Here is a 13,009-nt window from a genome sequence, read left to right on the forward strand (position 1 = left end):
ATGTGCGAGACGACAGTCGAGCCAACAGAACGCGAACGAAGTTCGTCCTCAATTGCAGGACGAGCTGGCGGCGAAGCCGACTGAAGGGTAGTCCAATGGAATTCATGTCAATCTTGGTTTAACAGAGCTTTCTCTTTTCTTTACATGCTTGCATAATGCATGCATTACGTGCTAGCATTTTGACAGCATGAGACAGTGAATCGCAAAGGAGAGGATTCGTTATGGGCACCATGACCATTCGGAAACTTGACGACGACACCATCGAGAAATTCAAGGACATAGCAAAGCGCAACAATCGCTCGGCCGAAGCTGAAGCTCGTTCCCTCATCGAGGACTTCACCGCAGGAAGAATCGTGCGCCACGACATGGAAACCTCAAACTTTTACGACAGCCTGAGAAAATTCATGGAAGAGAACGACATCGAAGGATTGGCCGAGGGTGAGCTCCCGCTACCAGAGCGAACCATTGGCGATGAGCGCCCGCCAGTCATCTTTGAATGATCATGATTATTCTAGACACTAACGTCATCAGCGAGGCCGTTCTCCGCAATCCAGATACTCATGTTGCGGACTGGTACAGGAACCAGACAACGGAGAATCTCAGCACCACCGCTATAACGGTCGCCGAATTATTCGCCGGCATCCGTCGCATGCCAGCAGGCAGAAAACGAAACGATCTTTCCCGACTCATAGATTTCCAATTACTCATGTTAGGGGATCGAATCCTCTCATTTGACGCCGCATCAGCGATTGGCTATGCCGAAATCCGTGCCAAACGCGAGCACATGGGCAGGCCCATCAGCATCCAGGATGCCATGATTGCGGCCATCGCACGCTCTCATGGTGCGGCCGTGGCGACCCGAAACATTAAGGATTTCGAAGGCACCGGCGTCGAACTCATCAATCCTTGGGAATACACCAAGTAACGCCTCCGCAAACGTACGCTGAGCCGCAGTCAGTGTACGTTTGCGGAGGTGAGTAGTGAGGGGATTACGGAATCAGAGGTTCAGCGGAGGCAGCTCGACCGTCGCATCGGCGCGGTCGCGGCACGCGGCGATGCGACGCGCATTGATTTCATCGACTTCCATCACCCACTTGCGCGCCCGCTCGGGAGCCTTACCGAACTGAATGTGGCGTTCCACCAAGCGTTCGCGGCGCAGGTCATCGTCAACGTCGACATACCAGACTTCCGTCATGGCCGCACGCACATCCTTCCAAGCGTCAGCTTCATCAAGCAAATAGTTGCCCTCAGTCACCACCAAACGAGTCCACGGGAACACCGGGATGGCACCCGCCAAAGGCTGTTCAAGGTCGCGTTCGAACATCGGAGCGTAAATCACGCCATCTTCGCCCTTGTGGATGCGCTGCAGCAACGAGCGATAGCCACGCGCATCGAAGGTGTCGATGGCACCTTTGCGCTGTAGACGGCCCAGGCGCTTCAGCTCCACATCCGCCAAATGATAACCGTCCATCGGCACCCAGGCGGCGAAATGATCCACCGGCTCGGCGATGCCGGCTTCGCTGCCGTCTTCGAACGCTTCGGCCAGCAGCTGCGCCAGCGTTGACTTGCCGGCACCGGGAGCGCCCACAATGCCAAGAATCACTCGTTCATTGGATTCGAGCAGCTCCCTAACACGGTCCTTGGCTTCTTCGAGATTTGCGATGTTGACCACCATTGTCGTTTCCTTCCTCGGAATGAATTCTGCTGTGTTCACGTTGGGCTCACTGGATACCCGCTGCCGCAGTCTCCAACGAGTCGGAGTAACCGAATGCTTCACCGTCATCCGTTTTCTCCTTGTGATACATAACTATACCATAGTTTTGTATAGTACTATACAGAAGTAAGGAAATATTTGTAAAGATTTTGTCAAATAGAGCGATGTTGTATGCTGACAACTATGGATAAGTCAGCGGAGAGCATCGATATCAGCGCCGGTACCGTCGAGCTACTCACACGCTTGCGAGAACACGGACCGATGACGCGCAGTGAGATTGGTGCGACAACCGGGTGGGCACGCCCGACGGTGAACAAGCGCATCGATGAGCTCACCGCCATCGGCATCGCGCAACCGCTTGCCATTCCCAGCGCAACAGGAGGCAGGCCGGCACAAGGCTTTGCATTCAATCCTTTCTGCGCGTACATCCTTGCCATAGATATCGCGACCACAGCCACTACGGTTGCGCTATGCGACCTTTCCGGACAGCCAGCCGTCGCACAGACCATCAACGTCGGCGCAGAAAACGAACCTGAAGATGCATTGCACACGATTTGCGCAACCGCCGATGCCCTGCTTCTTCAGGGACTCAGCATTTCATCAACTACAGAAGTCTCCGACACCGGCGCAATACAGTTGTTTGCGGTATCCATCGCCGTGACCACCCGAGTCGAGACAGTCACCGGCAATATCATCCAAGCTCCGGTCATGCAACACTGGGAGAACCACCACATCCGCGAATACTTTGCCGAGCGATATCACACCCCGGCCTTTATCGAGAATGACGCCAATGCTCGAGCCCTCTGCAAAGCTTATGAATTAGCCGGCGACGAATCGCACATGGTGTCTCATTTGTTGTATGTGCACGCCGGTATGGGACTCGGCGCCGGCATCATCTCCTCAGGTTCCATCATGCATGGAGCGTTTGGCGCCGCAGGCGACATCGGCCACATTCATGTCTTCGGCAATATTGGCGAGCACAGCCTGTGCCGCTGCGGTAACACCGGATGCGTGGAGGCCACCGCAGGCGGATGGGCCATATTGCAAACCTTGCAAACGCAAGGCAAAGCCGTTCATACCTTAGATGATGTGGTTGAGCTAGCCTCCCATGGCGATGTTGAGACCGTGCAGCTTATCCGTCAGGCTGGCCGACTCATCGGTGACGTGATTTCCGCATGCGTCAACATGCTGAATCCTTCATGCATTGTGGTCGGAGGCGAGCTTTCGCATTGCGGCGAACTGCTGATGAATGGCATCCGCGAGCGCGTATGGGCGCGCGCACAACCGCTCGCGACCAAATCATTGCGTATTGAATCCTGCTCAGATGAGGCCCAGGCCGGCATTGTTGGCTTGGCGTATGCCGCCATCGATCAGGGTCTGACTTCGCTGGATATGCTGCAGGACTTCGCCAATCAGCAGAATCGATAGCCCCCTTACCTCATGAAACGTACACTAGCGATCGCTCAGCGTCCGTTTCATGAGGTAAGTGAGGTAGGGGCTAGCCTAGCTGCTCGGAGAGCTCAAGCCATTCGGCTTCGAGGTCGTCGTTCTCGGCGGTGATGGCGTTCAGCTGCTCGTTGAGCTTGTTGAGGCCCTCGTAGTCGGACGGATCATGGGCGGCCATCTGCTCTTCGAGGTCGCTCTTCTGCTCCTCCAGCTTGGCGAGCTTGCGCTCGATGGCCTTGACACGCTTGGATGCTTCGTGGAACGCCTTGCCGGTGAGCTTTGGCTCGGCGGCAGCAGCACCGGCATCGCCAGTGGCCTTGGCATCACTCGCGGCCTGAGTACCGGAGCCTGAACCGTTGGCGGTGGTCTGGGCCGAGGCGGCTGCGCCCTTGGCGCCCTTCCTGGACGAGCTGCCGCCCGTGCCCGCGAAACCGGGATTATCAGCCGGCAATCCCTTGCCATTCTTAATATCCTCGACCATATCGAGGTAATCCTGCACGCCGCCAGGCAGATGGCGCACCTTGCCGCCGAGCAGCGCGAACTGCTGGTCGGTCACGCGCTCCAGCAGGTAGCGGTCGTGGGAGACCACAATCAACGTGCCAGGCCAGGTGTCCAGCAGGTCCTCCATGACGGCGAGCATGTCGGTGTCCAGATCGTTGCCGGGCTCGTCCATGATGAGCACGTTCGGCTCGTCGAGCAGGATGAGCAGCAGCTGCATGCGGCGCTTCTGGCCGCCGGACAGGTCGCGGATCGGGGTCATGAGCTGCGCGGATTCGAAGCCGAGACGCTCCATGAGCTGACCGGGGGTGACTTCCTTACCGTCCACGATGTAGCTTGGCTTGTAACGGGAAAGCACTTCCTTGATCTTGTACTGGCCCAGCTTCTCCAGCTCGTCGAGACGCTGCGAGAGCACGGCGAATTTCACGGTCTTGCCGATGTTCACATGGCCCGCGGTCGGCGTGAGCGTACCGTCGATGAGCTTCAGCAGCGTGGACTTGCCGGCGCCGTTCGCACCGACGATGCCGAAACGGTCGCCGGGGCCGATCAGCCAGGTCACGTCGTCCAAGATCTCGCGGCCGGACACCGTGATCTTGCGTGCGGCGGACGTGGCACCCGTACCCGTCTCGTCGGCACCGGACTCGGCCGCCGCAGGCCCGCCGATGGTCTCGCCGCCGGTGTTCATGCGTCGCACCTCGCGGTCGTCGGCGAGCGCCGCAGCGCCGCCTTCGGCTTCGGCCTTCGCGCGCGCTTCCTCGGCGGCCGCCACGGCTTCCGGCACGCCGGCGTCCACCAGACGCGGGTCGGTCATATCGGTGACGGCGACTTCCACGGAGCCATGCAGCTGCGGTTCGGCGTACATCGCGTTGACCACGTCCACGCGGGAGGCGGAATTGGCGAGCGCCGCCACATCCGGGTCGATGTCGGCGACCGTGCCCTGCGTGTGTTCAAAGATCTGCGTCACGTCAATGAGGTCGACCACCTGCTTGCCGAGTCGCGAAGTGGCCATCTGCTTCAATTCCAAGGTGTTGCGCATCGGCGGCACGTCGGCGATGAGCTCGCGCGCGGCTTTGACGTGGAACTTCTGCTTGGTGGAACGGGCGCGGGCGCCGCGCGAAAGCCATGCGAGCTCCTTGCGGGCCAGGTTGCGGCGCTTGGTCTCGCGCACGTCGGCCTGACGGTCGCGTTCGACGCGCTGGAGCATGTATGCGGAGTAGCCGCCCTCGAACGGTTCGATGACGCCGTCATGAACCTCCCACATCGACTCGCACACCTCGTCCAGGAACCAACGGTCGTGGGTGACGAGCAGCAGTGCGCCCTGCCCCTTGGACCAGCGGTTCTTCAGGTGTTCGGCGAGCCAGTGGATGGTGACCACGTCGAGGTGGTTGGTGGGCTCGTCGAGCGCGAGGATGTCCCAGTCCTTGAGCAGCAGGCGGGCCAGATCGGCGCGACGACGCTGGCCGCCGGACAGGGAGCCGACCTTGGCGTCGAGGCTCATGCCGCCGAGCAGCGCCTCCACGATCTCGCGGGAGGTGTTGTCGGACGCCCATTCGTAGTCGGCGCGGCCTTCAAGCGCGGCTTCGCGGATCGTGGCGTTATCGTCGAGCGGATCGCGCTGGTCGAGCATGCCGAACGTCAGGCCGCCGCGCTTGGTCACACGGCCGGAATCAGGCTCCTGAGTGCCGCGGAACAGGTGCAGCAGCGTGGATTTGCCGTCGCCGTTACGGCCGACGATGCCGATGCGGTCGCCCTCGAACACACCCTGCGTGACGTCGGTGAAGATGGTTTTGGTGGCGAAGGCGAGCGAAACGTGTTCCAGTCCAATATCGTAAGTCGGCATGATTCACCAATGTAGCGGCACGCTTGCCCATCGCCCGCGGCTACATTGCGCCACTCCACGCACATGATGTAGGGAATTCCCCATGCTGTAGGGAGAAAAATTTTACCACCCGCGGAATTCCGCCATTTTACGGCCCTACATCATGAACCGTTCCCTACACCATGCGCCAATCACTACATCATGGGGATTTGCGCTACTTACCCAGCGTCTGGGCGTAGGAGTTACAGCGGGCGGCGAACCCGGAGAACACCTGCTCGGCCAGCGGCTGCAGCAGCGGGTCGTACTGCTCGAAGGCCTCGCGCAGCGCGGATTTGGAGCCGCCGGCGGCCTTCAGGTCCTTGACCATGCTCGGCTCCTCAAGCCATTCGTCCAGCAGCGACTTGCACACCTCGAGATGGAATTGCATGCCCAGCGCCGGGCCGATACGGAACGCCTGTACCTTGGTCAGGCCGGAACGTGCCAGCAGCTGGGCGCCTTCGGGCAGGCCGACCACGTCGTTATGCCAGTGCAGCACGTTCAGCTGCTTGTCCCACATGGAGAAGAAGTCATGACGGTCCATGCGCTTGATCGGCGCGAACCCGATCTCCGGTTCCTCGCCCTTGCGCAGCTGCGCGCCCAGGGCCGTCGCGATGATCTGATGGCCCAGGCACACGCCGAGCAGCGGCTTGCCGGATGCCACGGCCGCGCGGGCCAGCTTGGCCTCGGTTTTCAGTCCGGGGTACTTGTCGTAATCGAGCGCACCCATCGGCCCGCCCATAATCACCACGCCTGCCAGTTCGCCGAAGTCGGGAAGGTCGGGCTTCTTCTTGTCGGTGATGTTCATCGTCACCGTCTCCAGTCCGAGATCCTCCAGACTGGACAGGATGCGCCCCGGACGTTCCCACGGGACATGTTGCAGAATGAGCACTTGTGGTGTGGCCATATCTCCATTGTGGCACGAACGGCCCCCGCCTGTGTTAACCGTGTTAAGAAACGGCCATGGATGGCGGCCGTCAAGGAGACAAACGAGGGACGGACGGACGCCGACCAGCGCCACGCACACAAGCCGCAACCGGTTCACACCCCGTTTTTTCTCTTGCCCATGTCTGGTTCGGACCTTAGGCTTGGTGCCTATGGGAAACAGCCAAGAACCGCAGGATTTCAACATTTCCGTCATGCCGTCGAGCCTGACGCCGGTGCATGTGGCCAAGGCCGCCGAGGGTCTGAGCCTTTATGACACGGCCTCGCATCAGGTCAGCCACTTCACGCCGATCAAGCCCGGCAAGGTGGGCATCTACGTGTGTGGCGCCACCGTGCAGTCGTCCCCGCACATCGGCCATATCCGCGCGGCCGTGGCGTTCGACATCGTGCGCCGCTGGTTCCTGAAGCTCGGCTATCAGGTGACGTTCGTGCGCAACGTGACCGATATCGACGACAAGATCCTCGACAAGGCCGCCGCGGCCGGACAGCAGTGGTGGGCACGCGCCTACTACTACGAGCGCGAGTTCACCGAGGCGTACAACACGCTCGGCGTGCTGCCGCCCACCGTGGAGCCGCGCGCCACCGGCCACATGTCCGACATGATCGACTTGATCCAGCGCATCCTGGACAACGGCCACGGCTACGTGGTGGTGGACGAGGACGGCAAGCCCACCGGCAACGTGTACTTCGACGTGGCGTCCTGGCCGCATTACGGCGAGCTGACCCATCAGAAGCAGACCGCCGAGGTGGATGAGGCCGCGGCCGTCGCCGACCGCATGGGCCCGTCCGTGGACGCCGCCGGCGAGGACAAGTACAATCCGGTCGACCCGGCCGACGCCTCCCCCGACAAGCATGATCCGCGCGATTTCGCGCTGTGGAAGGCCCCGAAGGACACCGATCCCGAGGACGCCCGTTGGTCCACGCCGTTCGGCGTCGGCCGTCCGGGCTGGCACATCGAATGCTCCGCCATGTCCCACCGTTATCTGGGCGACGGCTTCGATATCCACGGCGGCGGCCTGGATCTGCGCTTCCCGCATCACGAGAACGAGATGGCGCAGACGCGCGCGGCCGGATACCCGTCTGCGGCCCGTTGGATGCATTCGGCATGGGTCACGGCCAAGGGCGAGAAGATGTCGAAGTCACTGGGCACCGGCCTGTCCGTGCCGTCCGTGCTGGCCGAGCATTCCGCGTGGGTGGTGCGATACGCCCTCGGTTCCGTGCAGTACCGTTCGATGCTGGAGTGGTCCGATCAGGCGCTGGTGGAGGCGCAGGCCGCCTACGATCGCATCGCGAACTTCATCGAGCGCGCCGGCGTGGTGCTGGAGGACCAACCCTCCCGCGAGGAGGTGGCCGCCGTGTCTGCCGACGACCTGCCCGCCGATTTCGTGGCCGCGATGAACGATGACATCAACGTGTCCGGCGCCACCGCCGCGATCTTCACCGCGATTCGTTCCGGCAACACGTTGCTGAGCAAACTCGCTGACCGTGCAGATACCGAGGTGGCCCGCGCCGAGGTGCGCGAGTCCCTGCTGGCCGTGCGCGCCATGCTCGATACGCTGGGTCTCGACCCGCTGGCCGAGCCGTGGGTGTCCGCCGGTGCCGCCGGCGGCGCGGCCGCCGATGGCGACTCCCCCGAGCACTCCGCGCTGGAGGCGCTCATCGCCGAGCAGCTCAAGGCCCGTCAGGAGGCCCGCAAGGCCAAGGACTTCGCGAAGGCCGACGCGATCCGCGATGCTTTGGGTGAGGCCGGCATCGCCATCGAGGACGGTCCGCAGGGCTCGACCTGGTCTCTGAAGTAACACTTTCAGTCGATATTCTGATTGCAGAATGGCCCCACGGTATTCCCGTGGGGCCATTCTGTGTTACGAGGGGCTGACTTCCGGTTTCGGAAACATCTATCTGCGTTACGAGGGGCTGCCAGATCGCGATGCACGATGTATGGCAGCCATATCCGCCATGGGAATCATGCGGTTTATACACGCCATATACTCGCGGAACAGCCCCTTGTAACGCAGATAGGTATCCCTGAAACCGGAAGTCAGCCCCTCATAACGCAGTTGTCGCGAAAAGAATGCCTAATCAGTTGAACACGAAGTCGACGTCCACGATGTGCAGGCGTTTCTTGAGCGCCTGTTCCAGCGAGCGCTTGCATTCGATGAGGTTCGCCACGTCGATGGTCTCGCCGGTGCCTGCCAAGTACACGTCCACCGTATAGTTCATGCCGGTCTTGAAGATCAGCGTCTGCTCGTATTCGGTGTTCTCCGGCAGGTGATGCTGCGCCTCCGCTTCCACGAAGGCGTTGGTCTCGTCGTCGTCATGCACGCCGCCGACCAGTTCGATGAAGGCGTCCTTGAGCACGCTGAACGGTTCCTTGATGGTGAACGCCACGAGCGCCACGGTGATGAAGAAGTCGCCGGTGTAATGCAGGAAGTCCAGCGGGCCGCCGGCGGGCAGCAGCATGAGGAACACGGCCACCGCGCCGATGCCGAACGACATCGCGCCGTCGACCAACGTGCTCTTGCATTCGGCGGTGAGCATGGTACTGGCGTTGCGTATGGTCCGGTTCTCCCGGCGGTAGTAGACGTACAGGCCGAAGCAGATGGCCACGGTCAGGACCTCGTAGATCACCACCGGTCCGGTGACGATGCGTTCGCCGTCCCCGAGCACGAAGTAGTCGTAGGCCACTCGGCAGACGTCAATCAGCGAATACACCAGCAGGGACATAGTGAAGATGGCCTTGCAGATCGCGTAGATGGGCTCGAGCGCGAACAGGCCGTTGGGGAACCGTTCGGTGGTGCGCACGGTCCGGGTGGACAGGTACACCGCCACCAGTCCGGAGAGCACGGATATGGCGGTGAAGGAGAAATCGAGGAACATGGCCTTGAGACCGGTCATGAAGAACACGGCCATACCGGCCGCGACCTGAATCACGTTGACGACGATGCCGACGATCAGGGCTTTGCGTTCGATGGTTTTATGTTGTGGCATAGGCGGGCCTTCCTTATTGCACGGCATGTCTGCGTTGGCCCGCTACTTCACTGGCTCACGGTTTCTCCGGTCCGTTGGCTCGATTCGCGAGGGCGCACGGCAGTCTGCGTATAGGGTGGTGTCCAAGGATTTTCAAAACAGCATAAGCATTCCAAAAAAACACTGGATTTATTGCCATTCCATGGTACCGGAAGCGCTCGATCGGCGGGCGGGATTGCGCCGCGGGCTGAGGGTCCGCAAGACCGGCCGCTGCCAAACCCGCGATTTCCCGCGTGGCGGCTAGACTGTTGCCCATTATGGCAGCATTTTCTTCTTTGACTGACAGACTCTCGAATGCGTTCAAGCATCTGAAGAGCAAGGGCAAGCTTTCCGAGGCGGACATCGACGGCACTATCCGCGAGATTCGCCGCGCACTGCTCGACGCCGATGTGGCGCTCGAAGTGGTGCGTTCCTTCACCGGCAAGGTGCGCGAGCGCGCGCTCGGCACGGAGGTCTCCCAGGCGCTCAACCCCGCCCAGCAGGTGGTGAAGATCGTCAACGAGGAGTTGACCGACGTGCTCGGCCAGGGCGTGGATCGTCCGCTGAACTTCGCCAAGAACCCGCCGACGATCATCATGCTCGCCGGTCTGCAGGGCGCCGGTAAGACCACGCTGGCCGGCAAGCTCGGCTACTGGCTCAAGGACGCCGGCCATACGCCGCTGCTGGTGGCGGCCGATCTGCAGCGCCCGAACGCCGTGACCCAGCTGCAGGTGGTCGGCGAACGCGCCGGCGTGCCGGTGTACGCCCCAGAGAAGGGCGTGCAGTCGGACGGCGGTGAGGCCGTGGCCGCGCCGGGCCAGACCACCGGCGATCCGGTGAAGGTGGCGCGCGATTCCATCGTCTTCGCCAAGCAGAAGCTGTACGACACGGTGATCATCGATACCGCCGGCCGTCTGGGTGTGGACGAGGAGCTCATGAAGCAGGCCCGCGACATCCGCGACGCCGTGCAGCCCAACGAGATCCTGTTCGTGATCGACGCGATGATCGGTCAGGATGCCGTCAAGACCGCCAAGGCCTTTGACGAGGGCGTGGACTTCACCGGCGTGGTGCTCTCCAAGCTCGATGGCGACGCCCGCGGCGGCGCGGCCCTGTCCGTGGCGAGCGTGACCGGCAAGCCGATTCTGTTCGCCTCCAACGGCGAGGGCCTGAAGGACTTCGAGGTCTTCCACCCGGATCGCATGGCTTCCCGCATCCTCGACATGGGCGACATCATGACGCTCATCGAGCAGGCGCAGAAGCAGTTCGACGAGGAGGAGGCCCGCAAGGCCGCCGAGAAGATCTCCGACGGTTCGTTCGGTCTGGACGACTTCCTGGACCAGCTGCAGCAGGTCAGGAAGCTCGGTTCGATGAAGTCGCTGCTCGGTATGATTCCTGGCATGGCCCAGCATCGCAAGGAACTGGAGCAGTTTGATGAGAAGGAGATCGACCGCACGGAGGCCATCATCCGTTCGATGACGCCGGCCGAACGCCGTGACCCGTCGATCATCAACGGCTCCCGCCGTGCCCGCATCGCCTATGGTTCCGGCGTGACGGTCTCGCAGGTCAACGCCCTGCTGCAGCGTTTCGAGCAGGCCGCGAAGATGATGAAGCGCATGTCCAACCGCGCTGGCATGGGCGGCGGCATCCCCGGCTTCGGCGGTCCCGCCATGGGCGGCAGCAAGAAGAAGGGCAAGAACAAGAAGAAGGGCGGCAAGTCCGGCAACCCGATGAAGCGCGAAGCCGAGGAGAAGGCATTGCGCGACCGTCTGTCCGGCAAGTCGTCCGGCTCCACCGGCGGTTCCGCGTTCGCCAAGAAGCCGCAGAACCCGGCCCTGCCCGCCGGTCTGGAAGGCCTGATGGGTGGCGACGGCGGTGCCGAACTGCCCCCGAACCTGGGCGGCGGCCTCGGCGGCCTGCTCGGTCGCTGATTCGTTACGGATGCGGCTCTTCGCAAAGAGCCGCATTCCCTTGGCTCTGGCTCTGTGTCTCCTTCCTGAAGGAGAACTGAGTCCATATCTCGTCCGGCTCTCCTTCATCAAGGTTTGAGCCTCATCATCTTGGCTCCCCTCTCTGAGGGGAGCTGTCAGCGGAGCTGACTGAGGGGAGTTCCCACAATTCGGGAGTTGCTTCCCCAGTCGCTTTCAACGACAGCTCCCCCTAGGGAAGGGAGCCAATGTCGTAAGTGAAAGGAATCGCATGATCACGTTCCTCTATATCGTGGCGCTCATCGGTTTCCTCTGGGCGGCGCTGTGCGCGCTGCCGGCCGGTGCCGAGGCACGCATGCCGCTGCCGTACATGGTCGCACTGACGCCGTTCCTATGGATTCCCTTGCTGGTGGGTGCTGGCGTGGCTGCATGGCTGCATGCATGGGGCGCGCTGTTCTGCTTGTTGGCGGCTGCGCTGCTCACCTCCGCGCAACGACTCAGCTATTGGGGCCTATCCTCCGACCCGCTGGCCAAGCGGCGCGAAACCCATCGTGAAACACCCCGTGAAACAGTGTCCCCCGCCCGTGAAACGGGTCGTGAAACATTGCCGTCGCACTTCGCCGTCATGACCCTGAACTGCCGGTACGGCCGCGCCGACGCCACCGATATCGTGGCGAACGTTCGCACGCGCGGCATCGACGTGCTGGCCCTGCAGGAGGTGAGCGACGACCTGATGGCCCGTCTGGACGCGGCCGGCATCGACGAGCTCCTCCCCTACCGTCAGTCCGGCGAACCCAAGGACACCGACAACGGCGGGTACAACGTCGTCTTCTCGCGCTACAAGCCGGCCGCGGCCATGCCGAACGTGGTAGAGATTCCCGCCGCCGACGTGCCAGCCATCACGCTCAGGCTCGACGACCCGGAGCCCGCCGCGCTATCCGACACCCCGACGGCCACGGCCGACGCTGATGCTTCCGGTGCCGACATTCCAGCCGATGACGCCGCCCCCGCGATCCTCGCCAATGGCACCGCTTCCCCGACCAACGCTGATGCCGTTTCCGCTTCGACCGCCGATTCCGCTGATGAGGCAATCCGTACCGGCGCCAATGCCGACACAGCCATCGCGGCGTCCGCCGAATCCCTGCGAGGAGCCCGCACGGTGACATTCTGTTCGGCACACCCGAAGTCCCCGATGCGCGGCTGCGCCGACTGGTCCGCCGGCATTCTGGGCTTGCGCGCCATCGCCAACACCTCAGCCATCGGCGACCACAACATCGCCGTGGTCATGGGCGACCTCAACTCCGGCACCGACCACCCGAGCTTCCGCGCCCTGCTCAAGGCCGGATTCAAAGACGCGAGCCTTACGCAAGGCGCCGGTCCGAACCTGACGTTCCCACGATGGCTCAAGTGGCCGCGCATCGAACTGGATCACGTGCTGTTCACGCCGGGATTGAAGCCGTCCGGCGTCAAATCGTTCGAGATCAAGGACACCGATCATCTGGCGCTCACCGCGACGTTGACGGTGAAGTGACGCCGCAACCGGCGAGGTGCCTCATTTGAAAATGAGCGCGTAATCCGGAGTGGTGCCTCACCTGTGGTGAGCGTGAAATCCTAGTCCGC

General features: G+C 62.1%; 9 protein-coding genes and 2 pseudogenes. 6 read left to right on the forward strand and 5 right to left on the reverse strand.

Features of this window, described 5'->3' with window-relative positions; all coding sequences use genetic code 11:
- The first annotated feature begins 221 nt into the window (after nt 1-221).
- Nucleotides 222-500: a FitA-like ribbon-helix-helix domain-containing protein gene (locus DF196_RS12740; RefSeq protein ID WP_109058178.1), complete on the forward strand. Its 279-nt coding sequence runs from the start codon at nt 222-224 to the stop codon at nt 498-500.
- Nucleotides 497-925: a type II toxin-antitoxin system VapC family toxin gene (locus DF196_RS12745; protein ID WP_241519723.1), complete on the forward strand. Its 429-nt coding sequence runs from the start codon at nt 497-499 to the stop codon at nt 923-925. Before DF196_RS12740 ends, DF196_RS12745 begins: the two co-directional genes overlap by 4 nt.
- Nucleotides 926-997: 72 nt before the next feature.
- Here the strand turns inward: DF196_RS12745 and DF196_RS12750 are convergent, their stop codons facing one another.
- Entirely contained in the window at nt 998-1,675 is a 678-nt protein-coding gene (locus tag DF196_RS12750) for a nucleoside/nucleotide kinase family protein (RefSeq protein WP_109058179.1), read from the reverse strand.
- A 222-nt stretch (nt 1,676-1,897) separates the two neighbouring features.
- Here DF196_RS12750 and DF196_RS12755 point away from each other — a divergent pair, with 222 nt between their 5' ends.
- Nucleotides 1,898-3,142, forward strand: a complete 1,245-nt coding sequence (locus tag DF196_RS12755) for an ROK family transcriptional regulator (protein WP_158276330.1) — start codon at nt 1,898-1,900, stop codon at nt 3,140-3,142.
- A 70-nt stretch (nt 3,143-3,212) separates the two neighbouring features.
- Here the strand turns inward: DF196_RS12755 and DF196_RS14240 are convergent.
- From DF196_RS14240 to DF196_RS12765, 3 genes and pseudogenes are all read right to left on the reverse strand, one after another.
- Nucleotides 3,213-3,440: pseudogene (locus DF196_RS14240) on the reverse strand (ABC transporter C-terminal domain-containing protein); the annotation flags it as partial.
- A gap of 119 nt (nt 3,441-3,559) precedes the next feature.
- Nucleotides 3,560-5,498, reverse strand: a pseudogene (locus DF196_RS12760) (ABC-F family ATP-binding cassette domain-containing protein); the annotation flags it as partial.
- Nucleotides 5,499-5,691: 193 nt separating this feature from the next.
- Complete coding sequence (locus DF196_RS12765) at nt 5,692-6,420, reverse strand: type 1 glutamine amidotransferase (protein WP_109058182.1); 729 nt, start codon at nt 6,418-6,420, stop codon at nt 5,692-5,694.
- Between the two features lie 190 nt (nt 6,421-6,610).
- Here DF196_RS12765 and cysS point away from each other — a divergent pair, with 190 nt between their 5' ends.
- On the forward strand, nt 6,611-8,257 hold the full coding sequence (gene cysS / locus DF196_RS12770) for a cysteine--tRNA ligase (protein ID WP_109058183.1): 1,647 nt from the start codon (nt 6,611-6,613) through the stop codon (nt 8,255-8,257).
- 280 nt (nt 8,258-8,537) lie between these two features.
- On the opposite strand, the gene DF196_RS12775 is transcribed toward cysS, so the two are convergent.
- Complete coding sequence (locus DF196_RS12775) at nt 8,538-9,446, reverse strand: cation transporter (RefSeq protein WP_109058184.1); 909 nt, start codon at nt 9,444-9,446, stop codon at nt 8,538-8,540.
- Between the two features lie 296 nt (nt 9,447-9,742).
- Here DF196_RS12775 and ffh point away from each other — a divergent pair, with 296 nt between their 5' ends.
- Together ffh and DF196_RS12785 are read left to right on the forward strand one after the other, a co-directional pair.
- Nucleotides 9,743-11,392 carry a signal recognition particle protein gene (gene ffh / locus DF196_RS12780; protein ID WP_170115085.1) on the forward strand — a complete coding sequence of 550 codons (1,650 nt, stop codon included), beginning with the start codon at nt 9,743-9,745 and terminating at the stop codon, nt 11,390-11,392.
- Nucleotides 11,393-11,660: 268 nt separating this feature from the next.
- A complete protein-coding gene (locus DF196_RS12785; RefSeq protein ID WP_109058186.1) occupies nt 11,661-12,920 on the forward strand; it encodes an endonuclease/exonuclease/phosphatase family protein in 1,260 nt (419 codons plus the stop codon).
- The last annotated feature ends 89 nt before the right edge of the window (nt 12,921-13,009 follow it).

The sequence above is a fragment of the Bifidobacterium callitrichidarum genome (assembly GCF_003129905.1).
GTDB lineage: Bacteria > Actinomycetota > Actinomycetes > Actinomycetales > Bifidobacteriaceae > Bifidobacterium > Bifidobacterium callitrichidarum.